The organism is Brevundimonas vesicularis, assembly GCF_044807075.1.
Taxonomy (GTDB): Bacteria; Pseudomonadota; Alphaproteobacteria; order Caulobacterales; family Caulobacteraceae; genus Brevundimonas; species Brevundimonas vesicularis_G.
The window spans coordinates 716,969-733,326 of record NZ_CP085234.1 but is presented as its reverse complement, the minus strand read 5'-3'; the positions used below and the strand labels follow the sequence as shown (position 1 = coordinate 733,326).

The following is a 16,358-nucleotide window of genomic DNA, read 5'->3' as shown; positions in this document are numbered from 1 at the left end:
CATGGACCGCATCGCCGTCGCCGTTCCTCGCCTGTCGGACCGCGAGAAGGCCTACGTCAACGAGGCGCTGGACAGCACCTGGATCTCGTCGCGCGGTCCCTTCATCGAGCGTTTTGAGGCCCAGATCGCAGAAATGGCCGGCACGAAGCACGCAATCGCCTGCAACAACGGCACGACGTCGCTGCATCTGGCGATGGTGGGGCTGGGTCTGGAGGCAGGCGACGAGGTCATCATGCCCTCGCTGACCTATATCGCCACTGCCAACTGCGTCCATTACTGCAACGCCACGCCCGTCTTCGTCGACAACGATCCCCGCACCTTCAACATCGATCCCGCCCGGATCGAAGAGGCCATTACGCCACGGACCAAGGGCATCGTCGTGGTCCACCTCTACGGCCATTCGGCCGATATGGGTCCTGTCATGGAGATCGCCGACCGTCATGGCCTTTGGGTAATCGAGGATGCGGCGGAGGCGCACGGCGCCCGCTATCGCGGCCGTCCCGTCGGCGGGATCGGCCAATGCGGCAGCTTCAGCTTCTTCGGCAACAAGATCATCACTACCGGAGAGGGCGGCGCGGTCACCACTAACGATGACGCGCTGGCCGCACGGATGCGCCTGCTGCGGAGCCAGGGCATGAGCGCCGAGCGCCGATACTGGCACCCGATGGTCGGCTTCAACTATCGTATGACCAACCTGACAGCCGCCATCGGGGTGGCGCAGATGGAGCGGATCGAAGACGCCCTGAAATGCCGCGCCGAGATTGCTGCCGCCTACGATGACGCGCTGAGCGGACTGACCGACCTGATCGATCTGCCGTTCACGGCGGATGACTGCGTGCATTCCTTCTGGATGTACACGATCCAGCTGAAGCCGAACGGCAAGGTCTCGCGCGACGAAGTGATGGCCCGACTGGATGCGGAAGGGATCGAGACCCGTCCGGTCTTCTATCCGGTAAACGACATGCCGCCCTATTACGATGCGGACGTGGACGCCCCGAACGCGCGCCTCTGCGCCGCCCAGGGCATCAACCTGCCCACCCACGAACTGCTGTCGTCCGACGACATCCTCCGTGTCGCTGAGGCGCTGAAGCGCGCGCTGAACGCCTAAAGGTTCAGCAGCGCCGGGTCACCACCCTGTGCCGCGATATTGACGCTGATCGCCTTCTCGGCCGCATAACGAATCAAGCTGTTGGGGCCGCCGGCCTTCGGGCCGGTGCCTGACAGGCCCTCGCCGCCGAAGGGTTGGACGCCGACCACCGCGCCGGTGATCGAGCGGTTGACGTAGACGTTGCCGGCGGGGACCAGGTCGACGACTTCGGCGGCGAAAGCTTCGATGCGGCTGTGGATGCCAAGGGTCAAACCGTAACCGCGGGCGGCCAGCTTGCCGGCGACCGACTTCAGGTCGGACGGGGCGTAGCGGTAGATGTGCAGGATGGGGCCGAAGACCTCGCGTTCGAGGAAGTCGGGCGTGGGGATTTCAGCGATGGTGGGGGCGAACAGGTCGCCCTTTTCGGCGCCCATCGGCAGGGCGGCGCGGGCGATGATCTTCGCCTCTTTTGACAGACGCTCGACGTGGGCTTCCAAAGCGCGACGGGAGTCGGGATCGATGACGGGGCCGATGTCGGTCTTGGGGTCGGCGGGGTCGGCGACGGTCTGCACAGCTAGAGCGCCCTTCAGGCCCTCGATCAGGGCGTCGGCCGAATCCTTGGGCACATAGAGGACGCGAAGTGCCGAGCAGCGCTGGCCGGCCGAGCCGAAGGCCGACTGGATCACGTCGTCGATGACCTGTTCCTTCAATGCCGTCGTGTCGATGAACATGCCGTTCAGACCGCCGGTCTCGGCGATGAAGGGGATGATGGCGCCTGGCCGGGCCGCGATGGAACGGTTGATAGCGGCGGCCGTGTCGGTGCCGCCGGTGAAGGCCACGCCGTCGATGCCCGGATGGGTGACCAGGGCCGCGCCAACCGTCTCGCCACGCCCAGGGACCAAGGCCAGCAGATCGGGGTTCAGGCCGGCCTTGTGATACAGGCGCACGGCCTCTGCGGCGATCAGCGGCGTCTGTTCGGCGGGCTTGGCCAGCACGGCGTTGCCGGCGGCGAGGGCCGCAGCGATCTGGCCGGTGAAGATGGCCAGGGGGAAGTTCCACGGCGAGATGCAGGCGAAGACGCCCCGTCCGTGCAGGAACAGTTGGTTGGTCTCGCCGGTCGGGCCCTTCAGCGTTTCTGGGGCGGTGAAGTCGCGCTCGGCCAGCAGGGCGTAATAGCGGCAGAAGTCGGCGGCCTCGCGCACCTCGGCGACGCCGTCGTTCAGGGTCTTGCCCGCTTCGCGGCTGAGCAGGGCGACCAGCCGATCCAGATCGGCCTCCAGCGCGTCTGCCATGGCGCGCAGCACGATAGCGCGCTTGGCGCCGCCCTGTCGGTCCCATTTGACTTGAGCCTCGGCGGCCGCCTGGACGGCGGCGTCGATGTCAGCCGTCTCGGCTTCCGAGACATGGCCCAGCACCTGTGATCGATCGAAGGGATTGGTCACGTCCTGGGCGGCGATGCCGGCGCGCAGCTTGCCGCCGATGATCGGGCCGCTGGTCAACTTCTCGCGGTCGACCAGTTCCAGCGCCTTGGCGTGGGCTTCACGGTCGGCGGCCTGAGAGTAATCGCGGCCGAGGGAGTTCTGACGATCGCCGTACATGTCTTTCGGAACCGGAATCTTGGGGTGACGGTCGGGCTGGGCCTCGACCAGGGAGATGGGATCGGCCGCGACGGCCGAGGCGGGCACGCGCTCGTCCAGCAGGGCGTGGACGAAGGAGGAGTTGGCGCCGTTTTCCAGAAGGCGCCGCACCAGATAGGGCAGCAGTTCTTCGTGCCCGCCAACGGGGGCGTAGGCGCGGACGATGACGACTTCGTCGGCCCAGGTTTCTTGAGCGGCGTCATAAAGCGCCTCGCCCATGCCGTGCAGCCGCTGGTGCTCGACCGTGACGCCGTGATCACGCGCCATACGCCGCACGGCCGCCAGCGTATGGGCGTTGTGGCTGGCGAACTGGGAATAGATGGCCGGCGCGGCCTCGATCATGGCCTTGGCGCAGACCAGATAGTTCAGATCGGTCGCCGCCTTGGTCGTATAGACAGGATAGTCGGTGCGGCCGAACACCTGGGCGCGCTTGATCTCGGTGTCCCAATAGGCGCCCTTGACCAGGCGCACCATCAGACGACGGCCCGAGCGGCGGGCGAGGTCGGCGACGCGTTCGATCGTTTCCAGCCCGCGCTTCTGATAGGCCTGAACCGCCAGACCGAGTCCGGTCCAACCGCCCAGCGACGGCTCGTGCGCCAGCCGGTCCAGCAGTTTCAGCGACAGAGCCAGACGGTCCGCCTCCTCGGCGTCCATCGTATAGTTGATGTCGTATTTGGCCGCGATCTGGGCCAGGCGCAGGATGCGGGGATACAGGGTCGCCCAGACGCCATCCTCGTGCGTCGCCTCATAGCGGGGCGACAGGGCCGACAGTTTCACGGAAACGCCGTGGCCGTGTTCCGGTCCCTGGCCCTTGGACGTCTTGCCCACCGCCTCAATGGCGTCGGCGTAAATTTTCTCGTAGCGCTCGGCGTCGGCCATGGTCCGGGCGCCCTCGCCCAGCATGTCGAAGCTGCACAGCCAGCCTTCCTTGTTCGACCGTTTCAACGCGCCCTGGATGGTACGGCCGACGACGAACTGCTCGCCCATGATTTTGACGGCGGTGGCCACCGCTTGGCGAATGACCGGCTCGCCCAGACGACCGGCGATCCGCTTAAGGAAGCCGGGCAGGTCGCTGCGGGCCTCGTCGTCCACATCGACCAGCTTGCCGGTCAGCATCAGACCCCAGGTCGAGGCGTTGACGAACAGGCTGTCCGACTGACCCAGGTGGGCGGCCCAGTCGGCCGAGCCGATCTTCTCTGCGATCAGGCGATCGCGGGTGTCCTCGTCCGGCACACGCAGCAAGGCCTCGGCCAGACACATCAGGGCCAGACCCTCGCGGGTGCCCAGCGAGAATTGCTGCAGGAAGCTTTCGACGACCCCCTGTTTTTTCTGGCTGCGACGCGCGTGTTCGACCAGGGCCGTCGCCTCAGCGACCACATCAGCCCGTTCGGTCGCATCCAGGGGCATACGCGCCAGATTGGCGGCGACGGCCTCACGCTCGTCTCGGAACTTGTGCGCATCCAGACCGTCCCAGGCGGCCAGGCGCGAAGGCATGAAGGCGGGAGTGGTCATCGGCGACAAATCCTGTGGATTTCAGCCATATATGCCGGAGTTCATTGAAGGTGCTTCGTATGATACAAACCTGAGCCGAAGATCGTTTGGCCCACAGCCCAGATTTCCGATGATCGATATCGACGCCGTTGACCGCCGCATCCTGCGGGTGCTTCAGACCGACGCCCGCATCTCCAACGCCGAACTGGCGCGACGCTGCAACCTGTCGCCCGCCGCCTGTTTCGAACGGGTCAAACGGCTGCGCGAAAAAAAGATCATCACCGGCTACGCCGCCATGATCGACCCGGCTCAGGTTGGTCGGGACCTGCTGATCTTCGTCGAAGTCCTACTGGACCGCACCACCGGCGACGTCTTCGAAGCCTTCGCCGCCGCCGTTCGTAGTCAGCCGGAGGTGCTGGAATGCCACATGGTCGCGGGCGGCTTCGACTATCTGATCAAGGCCCGCGTCGGCGACATGGACGCCTACCGCGCCTTCTTGGGCGACGTGCTGGTGCGGATGCCGGGCGTGCGGGAAACGCGGACTTATGCGGTGTTGGAAGAGGTCAAGTCGACAACGGTGCTGCCGCTTTAGGCGGACATTGCATTCGAACGGGTGACGCGTGAGAAGGGCTCGTCTAGTAGATACGTCCCGACAACTGCTGCGTTTTTCAGATGCCCCCCATCTATCCGGTAATCATGTGCGGCGGTTCAGGCACTCGGCTTTGGCCCGCTTCTCGCCCGTCGCGACCCAAACAGTTCATCCCGCTGGCCGGAAACCGGTCTCTGTTTCAGGAAACAGTAGCGCGGGTCGCTGGACTTGCCGAGGGTGGCGGGCAGCTTGTGGTGGTCGCCGGTGTCTCACACAGGTCGGCGATCCTGCAACAGCTCGAAGAAGTCGGTATCGACGCCGTCGTGCTGCTGGAGCCGGAAGGTCGGGACTCATCGGCCGCAATGGCTGCCGCAGCGCTGTGGACCTCCGAGCGCAGCCCGACGGCCGTCAATCTCTTCGTCGCATCCGATCATCATATTCCCGACGCCGAGGCGTTTCGAACCTCGGTCGGTGAAGCCGTCGCTGCGGCGTCCGCCGGACGAATCGTCACACTTGGAGTCGTTCCCACGGCACCCTCGTCCGCATATGGATATATCGCGCCCTCCAACTCTGGCTTGTCAGAGGTGTCGGCCTTTGTCGAGAAGCCGGATGCAGCCACGGCTGAGCGCTACATTTCAGAAGGCTATCTCTGGAACAGCGGCAACTTCATCGTGCGCGCCGACGTGCTGGCGGCAGAGATCGGGCAGCGCGCCCCTGCCGTAGCGGAAGCTGTGCGGTCGGCCGTGGACCATGCCGTAATGGACGGCCCCTGCCTCACTTTGGGATCGGCCTTTTTGTCCGCCCCCAAGATTTCCATCGACTATGCCGTGATGGAAAACACGACGCGCGCATCTGTGCTTCCCGTTCGCTTTGAATGGTCGGATCTCGGCGCGTGGGACTCCGTGCACGCATCAGGGGAAGGCGATGTGGGCCTGCACGTGCTCGAAGACTCTGAAAATTGCCTGATCCGCGCCTGTGATGGCGTGATGGTGGCGGCCATAGGTCTTCGGGACATCGGCATTGTTGTGGAACATGACGCGGTTCTGGTGACGGACTTGAGGAGGAGTCAGGACGTCAAGGCGGTTGTCGAAAGATTGCGCAAGCTCTCGCCGCAGCATCTCGATTTTCCATCGCCTGAACCCCAGGAGACGCTTGAGGCTGGAGCCGCGCGGCTGACCAATTGGTTGAGACAGGCTGCTCTGCCCATGTGGTCCAGTTTGGGACAGGGCGATGACGGCGGCTTTGAAGAGGTGCTGGCGCTCGACGGTCGCAGGGTCGCCACATCACGCCGCGCTCGTGTTCAGGCTCGTCAATTGCAGGTCTACGCAGATGCCGGACGACAGGGTTGGGAAGGCCCCTGGCGATCTGTGACGGCAAAAGGCGTGGATCGCTTGACTGCGGTGTTCCTTCGACCTGACGGCCGCATGCGGACCTTGCTGGCCGCCGACGGCGGCCCATTGGACGAAACGGCGATGATTTACGATCAGGCCTTCCTGATCTTCGCTCTCGCGGTGATCGCCGACGCCAAGGGCGACGCGGCGCTTGAACAACAGGCCGCGGCAGTCCGCGACATTCTGCTGGAGAGCGCTGATGCCGAAGGCGGATTGAAGGAGGCGGGCGACCATCCCTATCAGTCCAACGCCCACATGCATCTCCTCGAAGCCGCCCTTGCCTGGGAAGAAGCGGGTGGAGGTCCGAACTGGTCGAGCCTATCCGACCAGATCGTTCGTCTTGCTCGCACCCATTTTATTGACAAAGACACAGGATGCCTGCGCGAATTCTTTAAGTCCGACTGGTCGCCCGCTGAAGGCAAGGACGGCGCCTTGGTCGAGCCCGGCCATCAGTTCGAATGGGCATGGCTTCTCGCCAGATATGGTCGCAAGCGCCAAGATGCCGAGGCCTTGGCCGATGCTTGGCGTTTGTATGAGGCCGGACTAAGGGGGATCGACACCAAACGCGGTGTCGCCATCGACGCGATGAACATCGATGGCGCCGTGCGTAGCGCGCGCTCGCGTCTTTGGCCCCAGACGGAGTGGTTGAAGGCGTCGCTGATTTTGGCGTCGCTTGCCGATGAAGGAAAACGCAAAGTCTGCCTCGAGCAGGCTGCTGCGGCGCTACGGGCTCTGTGGCTTTATCTGACGCCGCAAGGTCTATGGCGTGACAAGCTGCTCGAACAGGGCTCTTTCATCGATGAACCTGCTCCGGCCAGCTCATTCTACCACATCATGGCCGCATACAGTCAAATGAGACAGACCCTGAACGAACTGCGCCTGGTGCAAGCCTCAGAAGTCGATCTGGCCTGATCCGTCACCGAGGCTCGAGCGGATGCCGTCTTGCGACGACCAGATCGCAAGACGGCAGGTTCGTCAGGGCGTCATTGTCGACAAGAACCAACTCGCTTTGCGTGGTTATGCGCCAGAATTTGAACCCGCAGCCGACAAGCTGGTCGACCAGTATTTGCGGGTCTTGGCGTGATCGCATCTGAATGACATCCCACTCGATGCACAAGACTATATCCGGCTGCTGGAGTAAGGTCTTCGCGCCTGCGAGTATGAGGGGCTCGGACCCTTCCGCATCAATGCGCAGCAACCGGATATTGGACAGACCAAGGCTGTCTAGGCGCACCGACTCGACCTCGAGCACCTGGGTGTCGTCGCCCAATGCATCATCCAACACATAGACGTGCCCGCCACCGCCGTATTGGCGCGAAACAGAGAATTTGATCCATCCTTCTGTGTCGCTTACCGCCTGCCGCACGATCCGCACCCATGGCGAATAGCCGTTGAAGCGGACGGAGCGTGTGGCCAAAGCGGCCAATCTAGGGTTGGCTTCGAACGTAAGCACCGAACCTTGCGGCCCGACTTTCTGCGCCATCAACAAGGTGTAGAATCCGACATGACCGCCGACCTCGACCACCTTGTCGCCGGGCTGCAAGAGATCAAGCACGACCTTGGCGATCCAGGCCTCCCACGTTCCCTGCGCGATCAGATGCGGACAGACGCTCTCTTCGAGCGGATCCACGTAGACAAAGGGCCCGGCCATCAACTGCGTCAGAGCGAGACCTTCGCCGAGATAGAAATACGGTCGTTGGGGCTCGATCGTCGGTCGCAGAAATCTGGAAACCGATGTTGGCCATTTCGGCATTTTGGCTATCCAATAAGACGCGGCTCTGAGCCGTAAGATCGCCGAACCCCCGAAGGCGCCCTTTCAGGCCGCTTATCCTATCGAACTTCCCCAAACAACCGCAGCCGTCTCGCCTTCGTCATTCGAACCGTCTAGAAGTTCGCCCCTTATCAACGGCTCAGGGTCCGCCCGCCTCAATGCGCATCGTTCTGGCCACCGACGCCTGGGAGCCGCAGGTCAATGGCGTCGTCCGCACCCTGACCCGCACGGTCGCGGAATGCCGCGGCATGGGCCACGAGGTCGAGGTCATCGAGCCCAGTCTGTTCAAGACCATCCCGTGTCCCACATATCCGGAGATCCGGCTGGCGCTGGGAGCGGAAGAAGAAATCCGCGAGATGCTGCGGGCCTTCGAACCCGAGGCCGTCCATATCGCCACGGAGGGTCCGATCGGCATCGCCACACGACGCATTTGCGTGGAATGGAAGCTGCCGTTCACAACCAGCTATCACACCAAATTCCCCGAATACGTCTCGGCCCGTTTCCCGATCCCGGTTCAGGTCGGCTACGCCTATATGAAGTGGTTCCACAAGCCGTCAGGACGCCTGATGGTGGCGACACCGACCCTGCGCGACGAGCTGGTCGAGCATGGGTTCAAGAATGTCTCCCCTTGGTCGCGGGGCGTGGACACGGATGTGTTCAATCCCGACCTGGAGCGCATCTACGAAGAATTTGGCGGCAAGGACTGGCCGCGGCCCTTCTTTTTGAACGTCGGTCGTGTTGCGGTCGAGAAGAATATCGAGGCCTTCCTGCAGCTCGACCTGCCCGGCACAAAGATCGTCGTGGGCGATGGCCCGGCCCGCGCCGAGCTCGAAGAGAAATATCCGGATGCCAAGTTCCTCGGCGCCAAGTTTGGCGACGATCTGGCCCGCTGTTTCCGCGATGCCGACGTCTTCGTGTTCCCAAGCTGGACCGACACTTTCGGTCTGGTGATTCTGGAAGCCATGGCCGCCGGTACGCCGGTCGCGGCCTATCCGGCTCACGGCCCGATCGACATCATCCCCGGCTCGAACGCCGGCGCGATTGACAAAGACCTCAGGTCCGCCTGCCTGGAATGTCTCGACCTGGATCGCAAAGCCGTCCGAACCTATGCGGAGAAGTTCAGCTGGCGTGCTTCGGCTGAGCAGTTTGTCGAAAACCTGCAACCCTATCCCGAACCAGAGCGCGGCCGCTTCTGGCGTCGCCTTCGGCGCATCGCCCGCATCCGCAAACGCGCCGCAGCCTGACCTAAACCATGGATCGACGCGTCCTGCGACGCGTTTGGCCGAGACATCGAAGGACAGCCAATGCTCAAGCCCCGCCAGGATCTCAAGCCAAACACGGCCGCGTACGAAACGCAGGCCCTCGTCAAGCCGACGGGCTTTCGCGAATATGATGCGCGTTGGATACTGGAGAAGGAAATAAACCTCCTCGGCATTCAGGCGCTGGGCTTGGGCTTGGCGACCTATGTGCATGAAATCGGCGTCGCCCCGAGGATCGTCACCGGCCATGACTTTCGCGGCTACAGCCTCAGCGTCAAACAGGCCCTGATCCTGGGCTTGCTGGAAGGCGGGATGGAGGTTCTGGACGTGGGTCTGGCCCTGTCGCCCATGGCCTATTTCGGTCAGTTCGAACTGGACGCGCCCTGCGTGGCCATGGTCACCGCGAGCCATAACGAGAACGGCTGGACCGGGGTGAAGATGGGAGCGAACAAACCCCTGACCTTCGGCCCTGACGAGATGGGCCGACTGAAAGAAATCGTTCTCAACGGAGAGGGCGTGGCCCGCTCGGGCGGCAAGCTGGTGCGGGTCGAAGACTTCCGCGAAACCTATGTCGCCGACGTGGCCTCAAAGGTGCAGATCAAACGCCCGCTGAAGGTGGTCTGCGCCTGCGGCAACGGCACGGCCGGCGCTTTCGCCCCCGACGCCCTTCGGCGGATGGGGGTCGAGGTGATCGAGATGGACACCGACCTCGACTACACCTTCCCCAAATACAACCCGAACCCCGAAGATCATGCCATGCTGGTGCAGATGGCCCAGCGGGTGAAGGAGACGGGCGCCGATCTGGCCTTGGGCTTCGACGGCGACGGCGACCGCTGCGGCGTTGTGGACGACACAGGCGAGGAAATTTTCGCGGACAAGATCGGCCTGATGTTGGCGCGCGACCTGTCCAAGGTCTATCCGGACAGCACCTTCGTGGTCGATGTGAAGTCGACGGGCCTCTACAAAACCGACGAAATCCTGAAGGCGAATGGGGCCGAGGTCGTCTACTGGAAGACGGGCCACTCCTACATCAAGCGCAAGACCGCCGAACTGGGCGCCCTGGCCGGGTTCGAGAAATCGGGCCACTTCTTCATGGCCGGCGATCTGGGTCACGGCTACGACGACGGTCTGGTCGCGGCTGGCGCGGTGCTGGCCATGCTGGACCGCAATCCTGACAAGAAACTCAGTGAACTGAAGACCGCTCTGCCGGACGCCTGGACCAGCCTGACCATGTCGCCCCACTGCGACGACGAGCTGAAATACGATGTGCTGGAGCGGATCGTGACGGAATATTCCGATCTGGCCGAAGCCGGTGGCGAAATCCTGGGCCGCAAGATCGTCGAGGCCATCACCGTCAACGGCGTTCGCGTACACCTGGAAGACGGCTCATGGGTTCTGGTCCGCGCCTCGTCCAACAAGCCGGAACTGGTCGTCGTGGTCGAGAGCATGCGCTCCGAAGACGACATGCGTGATCTGTTCCGCAAGGAGATCAAGCCTCGCCTGGCCGCCTATCCTGAAATCGGGGCCTTCAACCAGGAAATCTGAAAGATCACAGCGGACTGAACCAATCGCGCCCGTGACCGCTTCCCTCTCGGCTGAGGCCAGGAGGGAAGATTGCCGCGCTATTTTTTCCATACCCAGAATGGCGATTGTGTCCGCGACGAGCAGGGCGAGGAACTGAAAAACATGGACGCGGCGCGCGAAGAGGCCGTCGCCGTTCTGGGCGAAATCCTGCGGTACAGGGGCGCGTCCTTCTGGACGACCGGCGCCTTCAGCGTCATCGTCACGGATGCGGAGGGTCAAACCGTGGTCAGCGTGACGGCGGCCGCGTCTGACCAGGCGCCTGAGGGTTGGACGCTGGCGGGAGAGGTTTGATGCACAAGGCCGTCGGCCCCGCCAAGATCACCACATTGGTCGACAAGCTGTCGCTGAGAGACCGTCTCGACGAAGAGGAGATCGCCGCCTTACGAGATGTTCTCGATGCCCCAAAGACAGCGCCCGCCGGGTCCGACATCGTTCGCGAGCACACCCGGCCAATGCACAGCACCCTTCTGATCTCGGGCTTTTCCGCGCGGTATTCCACGTTGGAAGACGGGTCTCGGCAGATCACCGAAATCAATGTGTCGGGCGACTTCATCGACCTGCACAGCCTGTTGATGAAGCAGATGGATCACGGCGTGGTCGCCCTAACCGACTGCGTGATCGCAGAGGCGCCCCACAGCAGTCTGATCGACATCACGGAGCGTCACCCGCATCTGGGCCGACTGCTTTGGCTGGACACCATCATCGACGCCGCCATTCATCGGCAGTGGCTGGTGGCTATGGGCCGACGGAGCGGCCTTGGCCATCTGGCACATCTGGTGTGCGAGCTTTACCTGCGCCTCCAAGCTGTCGGCCAGACAGGCGATCTGTCATTCGATCTTCCGCTGACGCAAACGACGCTGGGCGACGCGCTCGGCCTTTCGACTGTCCATGTCAGCCGTCTGATTTCCGAGCTCCGCAGCGAGGGCGTCGTCGCCTGGGCGGGCGGGCGGATCGATATTCTGGACTGGCGTCGCCTGGCCGAAATCGCCGAGTTCGATCCGACCTATCTTCGTCTGCAATCAGAGCCCGTCTGATGGCTTAACGCATGTTATCGCGAAAAACGGCGATCGGCCCTCTAGACGAGGCATGTCAACGTCGAACCTCGCACACACCTTGTTGTCCGGCCTTGCACTCCAAGGCCTGGACGCAGGCGACGCGTTCTTCGCCGAGGCCGGCGCACGGACCGCACCCACCGACAATGGCCACCCCATCGTCACCTTTGTGCTTTCCGGTGTCGTGGCTCGGATCGGGCTCGACGGCTTCCTTTCAAGGGGGCTCGCCTCCAGCGACGACGTAATCAACTTCGATGCCGTTCTAGGCGGCGGCGAAACCGAATCCGCCCTTTGGTTGACAGCGGGTCGGTTCCTGACAGTATCGGCAGCAAAACTCGCGCAAATACTCCCTCACGACAGCTTGGTCGAGGCGTCGTTGACGGACCTGATGCGTCGCAACAGCGCCCTTCAAGCCGAGCTTTCTCGGCATGCGGCCCTGAAGGTCAGCCAGCGCCTGGCCGCTCTGCTACTCGATGTTCATGACCGAGAAGGGGGCAACGTCCTTGCTCTGCGTCAAACCGAGTTGTCGGACCTGATGGCCGTGCGGCGCGCCAGCATATCGACCGCCTGCACGGAACTGAGCGCCGCCGGGGCGGTGCGGCTCCGGCGCGGCGCAATCCAGATCATCGACCCGGACACGCTACGCCGGCTGGCAGGCGAGCCTCACTCGACCGTGACGGACTTGGCCAGGTTGCGGGGCTGATCGACGTCGGTGCCCTTCTGGACGGCGGTATAATAGGCCAGCAGTTGCACCGGCACCGCATAGACCAGAGGCGCGATCAGCGGGTGGCAGTCGGGGGCGTGGATGCGGCGAATGCCAGCGCCGTGCGGATCGGGGGCCTTTTCCGGCGCGATCATGATGACCGGGCCGCCCCGCGCGGCAACCTCCTGGAGGTTGGACGCGGTCTTTTCGAACACGTCGTCGAGCGGAGCCAGGGCGATGGTCGGGGTCTCTTCGTCGATCAGAGCGATGGGGCCGTGTTTCAACTCTCCGGCGGCATAGCCCTCGGCGTGGATATAGCTGATCTCCTTCAGCTTCAGCGCGCCTTCCATCGCCAGCGGGAACATGGCGCCCCGGCCCAGGAAAAGGACATCGTCGGCCTTTGACAGGTCATGAGTCACGGCGCGGATGCTGTCGCCCATCGTCAGGGCCTCGGCGATCAAGCGCGGGCTTTCGAACAGAGCCTTCACCAGTTCGGCCTCGTGAGCCGCATCGATCCGGCCGCGCGACACGCCAGCCGCCACGGCCAGGGCCAAGAGAGCCGCGACTTGGGCGGTGAACGCCTTGGTGGAGGCGACGCCGATCTCGGGCCCGGCGTGGGTGGGCCACAGGACGGCGGCCTCGCGCGCCATGGAAGACGAATGGACATTGACGACGGCGGCCGTCTGCAACCCTTGCGCCTTGCACCAGGTCAGGCTGGCCAGGGTGTCGGCCGTCTCGCCCGACTGGCTGACGGCGACGGCCAGGGTGGATTTCGACACCGCAGGCGAGCGATAGCGGAACTCTGATGCGATCTCGACGTCGCAGGGCAGGCCGGCCAGGCGCTCGAAGGCGTAACGGCCGATCTGGCCGGCGTAGAAGGCGGTGCCGCAGGCCACGATCTGGATCCGGTCCACGGCGCCGAAGTCGATGGCGTTGGCCTTGGCCTTGCCGGTCACCAAGTCGAGATATTCCGACAGGGTGTGCTGGACGCTGTCGGGCTGCTCATGGATCTCCTTCTCCATGAAGTGGCGATATTCACCCTTCTCGACCAGGGCCGAGGAGGCCGAGACCTGGACCACGGCCCGCTCGACCGCCGCGCCCGTGAGGTCGAACATCTGAGCGCCGGTCTTGGTCACCGCGACATAGTCGCCCTCTTCCAGATAGGAAATCTTCTGCGTGAACGGACCGACGGCCAGCGCGTCCGAGCCCAGATACATCTCGTCCTCGCCCCAGCCGACGACCAGTGGGCTGCCTCTACGGGCGCCCAGGATCAGATCGTCCTCGCCATCGATCAGCACCGCCAGCGCATAGGCGCCGGTCAGCCGATCGAGCACCGACTTGAAGGCCTCCAGAGGCGCCCATCCATGCCCCAGTTCCGCATCCAGCAGATGGGCGATGACCTCGGTGTCGGTCTGGCTCTCGAAGACATGGCCCTCTGCGGCCAGTTCGGCCTTCAGCTCGGCGAAATTCTCGATGATGCCGTTGTGGACCAAGGTGACGCGCCCAGCCTTGTGCGGGTGGGCGTTGGCTGTCGTCGGCGCGCCGTGGGTGGCCCAGCGCGTATGGCCGATGCCGACCATCGCCGTCATCGGATCCTCGGCCAAGACGGCTTCCAGATTGCGTATCTTGCCCTTGGCGCGGCGGCGCTCGACCGAGCCGTCCACGACTGCGGCGACGCCGGCGGAATCATAGCCGCGGTACTCCAGTCGTTTCAGGCTGTCGATCAGCCGGGGAACGACAGGACCATTGCCGGTGACGCCGATGATGCCGCACATGAGCGAAGGCTCCGAGAAGTCAGGAAAAGGGCGCCGCTTTGCACTGGCGGCGATCCGGGGCTAAGCCACACATCAAGCCCCACCGGCCGTCTATGCAATCTTAAGACAGGCCGCATCAAAAAAGGGGTTTCGGAACGTTACCCGAACCAAAGGACCTTGCCTTGGGCGACAGAAAATACTTCGGCACCGACGGCATTCGCGGGCGCGCCAATACCTATCCGATGACGGCCGAGGTCGCGTTGCGCGTCGGTCTGGCCGCCGGGAAACTGTTCCGCACCGACGACGATCGCCGCCATCTGGTGGTGATCGGCAAGGACACCCGCCTGTCCGGCTATACGATCGAGCCCGCCCTGGTCGCCGGGTTTGCTTCGGTGGGCATGGACGTTCGCACCTTCGGGCCCGTGCCGACGCCCGGAGTGGCCATGCTGACCCGCTCGATGCGCGCCGATCTGGGCGTCATGATCTCGGCCTCGCACAACGACTATGCCGATAACGGAATCAAGCTGTTCGGGCCGGACGGCTACAAGCTGTCGGACGAGATCGAACTGAAAATCGAGGCCATGATGGACGAAGGCCTGGATAAGGACTTGGCGCCGTCGAATAAGCTGGGCCGGGTCAAACGCATCGACGACGCCCAGGCCCGCTATATCGAGATCGCCAAACAGGCCTTCCCCAAACGGTTGACGCTGCAAGGGCTGCGCATCGCCGTCGATTGCGCCAACGGCGCCGGCTACAAGGTCGCGCCGACCACTCTTTTCGAACTGGGCGCCGAGGTCTTCCCCGTGGGCGTGACCCCGAACGGCACCAACATCAACGCCGAGTGCGGCTCGACCCATCCGGCGACCCTGGCCGATGCGGTCAAACGCTATCGCGCCGATATTGGCATCGCCCTGGACGGCGACGCCGACCGGCTGATCATCTGCGACGAGACGGGTCGGGTCGTGGATGGCGATCAGATCATGGCCTTGGTCGGGTTGGACTGGGCCAAACGCGGCCTCCTGACCGGCGGGGGCGTGGTGGCCACCGTCATGTCCAACCTGGGGTTAGAGCGTAAAATGAAGTCCGAAGGCCTGACGCTGGAGCGGACCAAGGTCGGCGACCGCTATGTCATGGAAAGGATGCGCGAAGGCGGCTTCAACATCGGCGGCGAGCAGTCGGGCCACATCATTCTGCACGACCATGCCACCACCGGCGACGGCCTGATGGCGGCGCTGCAGGTGCTGGCCGTCCTGGTCGAATCCGGCAAGCCGATGAGCGAACTGGCCCGTCAGTTCGATCCCGTTCCGCAAAAGCTGGAAAACGTCCGCTTCACCGCCGACAAACCGTTGGAGACCGACGCGGTCAAGGCCGCCATCGCCGAGGCCGAAGCGGCCCTGAGCGGTCAGGGACGGCTGCTGGTGCGTCCCTCGGGTACGGAAAAACTGATCCGCGTCATGGCCGAGGGCGACGACGCGGCGCTGGTGAAGCGCGTGGTGGCCGATGTGGCGGGCGCGGTGCGCGCAGCCTAGGGCTTGCATGCCGCCGGGGGGTCGCCGTCGCGTTCCCACAGTTTGCAGGATCGGTCGATCTCCCCCTGGATCAGGTCGCAAGGATTGGCGGCGTTGCAGGGCGGTCGGGTCGCCGGGCTGATCTGGATGCAGCGCTCGACCAACCGGGCCGAGGCGGCGGCGCCGATGGCGTCGCGGCAGGGGACCTCGCTGACCGGCACCGGCTGAGCGGGCATGTCCGGTCCTTCGGGAATGCTGGCCTCGACGTCCTCGGCCGGTTTGGTCGCTTCCTTTTCCGCGGCCGCCGGCGTGGCGGGCGGGGCAGGCGGCGGAGCGTCCGGCGCCAATGGAACCGCGTCGATGACGTCACTGCGTGCCGCAGTGTCTCCGGACGCAGGCTGATCGGCTGGATCAGCGCGCTGACATCCGGCCATCAACACAACGCAGGCGGCCATCGAAAGCCAGGGGGGTCGACGCATCGACTTGTCTCCGGTCAGGACTGACCCGACGAGGATGCCCGTCCCCGCCCCGA

The 16,358-nt window shown here is 64.0% G+C and carries 13 protein-coding genes; 9 read left to right on the top strand and 4 right to left on the bottom strand.

Features of this window, described 5'->3' with window-relative positions:
• Nucleotide 1 precedes the first annotated feature (1 nt).
• Entirely contained in the window at nt 2-1,108 is a 1,107-nt protein-coding gene (locus tag LG306_RS03510) for a DegT/DnrJ/EryC1/StrS family aminotransferase (protein WP_404418247.1), read from the top strand.
• On the opposite strand, the gene putA is transcribed toward LG306_RS03510, so the two are convergent.
• Nucleotides 1,105-4,236, bottom strand: a complete 3,132-nt coding sequence (gene putA, locus LG306_RS03505; protein ID WP_404418245.1) for a bifunctional proline dehydrogenase/L-glutamate gamma-semialdehyde dehydrogenase PutA — start codon at nt 4,234-4,236, stop codon at nt 1,105-1,107. The two genes, LG306_RS03510 and putA, sit on opposite strands and share 4 nt — an antisense overlap.
• A gap of 109 nt (nt 4,237-4,345) precedes the next feature.
• On the opposite strand from putA, the gene LG306_RS03500 reads away from it, so the two are divergent.
• Nucleotides 4,346-4,807: an Lrp/AsnC ligand binding domain-containing protein gene (locus tag LG306_RS03500; RefSeq protein WP_039243792.1), complete on the top strand. Its 462-nt coding sequence runs from the start codon at nt 4,346-4,348 to the stop codon at nt 4,805-4,807.
• 80 nt (nt 4,808-4,887) lie between these two features.
• Complete coding sequence (locus LG306_RS03495) at nt 4,888-7,107, top strand: AGE family epimerase/isomerase (protein WP_404418243.1); 2,220 nt, start codon at nt 4,888-4,890, stop codon at nt 7,105-7,107.
• A gap of 4 nt (nt 7,108-7,111) precedes the next feature.
• Here the strand turns inward: LG306_RS03495 and LG306_RS03490 are convergent, their stop codons facing one another.
• Nucleotides 7,112-7,948, bottom strand: a complete 837-nt coding sequence (locus LG306_RS03490) for an FkbM family methyltransferase (protein ID WP_306002623.1) — start codon at nt 7,946-7,948, stop codon at nt 7,112-7,114.
• Between the two features lie 176 nt (nt 7,949-8,124).
• On the opposite strand from LG306_RS03490, the gene LG306_RS03485 reads away from it, so the two are divergent.
• The 5 genes from LG306_RS03485 to LG306_RS03465 all read left to right on the top strand — a co-directional run bounded on the left by LG306_RS03485 (nt 8,125) and on the right by LG306_RS03465 (nt 12,564).
• Nucleotides 8,125-9,210, top strand: a complete 1,086-nt coding sequence (locus tag LG306_RS03485) for a glycosyltransferase family 1 protein (RefSeq protein ID WP_306002624.1) — start codon at nt 8,125-8,127, stop codon at nt 9,208-9,210.
• 60 nt (nt 9,211-9,270) lie between these two features.
• Nucleotides 9,271-10,770 (top strand): phosphomannomutase/phosphoglucomutase, encoded by a 1,500-nt coding sequence (locus tag LG306_RS03480; protein WP_306002625.1) that lies wholly within the window; start codon nt 9,271-9,273, stop codon nt 10,768-10,770.
• 69 nt (nt 10,771-10,839) lie between these two features.
• Nucleotides 10,840-11,100 (top strand): DUF6894 family protein, encoded by a 261-nt coding sequence (locus LG306_RS03475; protein WP_205682135.1) that lies wholly within the window; start codon nt 10,840-10,842, stop codon nt 11,098-11,100.
• Entirely contained in the window at nt 11,100-11,843 is a 744-nt protein-coding gene (locus LG306_RS03470; protein WP_306002627.1) for a Crp/Fnr family transcriptional regulator, read from the top strand. Before LG306_RS03475 ends, LG306_RS03470 begins: the two co-directional genes overlap by 1 nt.
• A 52-nt stretch (nt 11,844-11,895) precedes the next feature.
• Nucleotides 11,896-12,564, top strand: a complete 669-nt coding sequence (locus LG306_RS03465) for a Crp/Fnr family transcriptional regulator (RefSeq protein ID WP_404418239.1) — start codon at nt 11,896-11,898, stop codon at nt 12,562-12,564.
• Here the strand turns inward: LG306_RS03465 and glmS are convergent.
• Complete coding sequence (glmS, locus tag LG306_RS03460; RefSeq protein ID WP_306002629.1) at nt 12,525-14,339, bottom strand: glutamine--fructose-6-phosphate transaminase (isomerizing); 1,815 nt, start codon at nt 14,337-14,339, stop codon at nt 12,525-12,527. The genes LG306_RS03465 and glmS overlap by 40 nt on opposite strands.
• 161 nt (nt 14,340-14,500) lie before the next feature.
• Here glmS and glmM point away from each other — a divergent pair, with 161 nt between their 5' ends.
• Complete coding sequence (glmM, locus tag LG306_RS03455) at nt 14,501-15,847, top strand: phosphoglucosamine mutase (RefSeq protein ID WP_404418237.1); 1,347 nt, start codon at nt 14,501-14,503, stop codon at nt 15,845-15,847.
• Here the strand turns inward: glmM and LG306_RS03450 are convergent.
• Nucleotides 15,844-16,173 carry a hypothetical protein gene (locus LG306_RS03450; protein ID WP_404418235.1) on the bottom strand — a complete coding sequence of 110 codons (330 nt, stop codon included), beginning with the start codon at nt 16,171-16,173 and terminating at the stop codon, nt 15,844-15,846. The two genes, glmM and LG306_RS03450, sit on opposite strands and share 4 nt — an antisense overlap.
• Nucleotides 16,174-16,358: the final 185 nt, after the last annotated feature.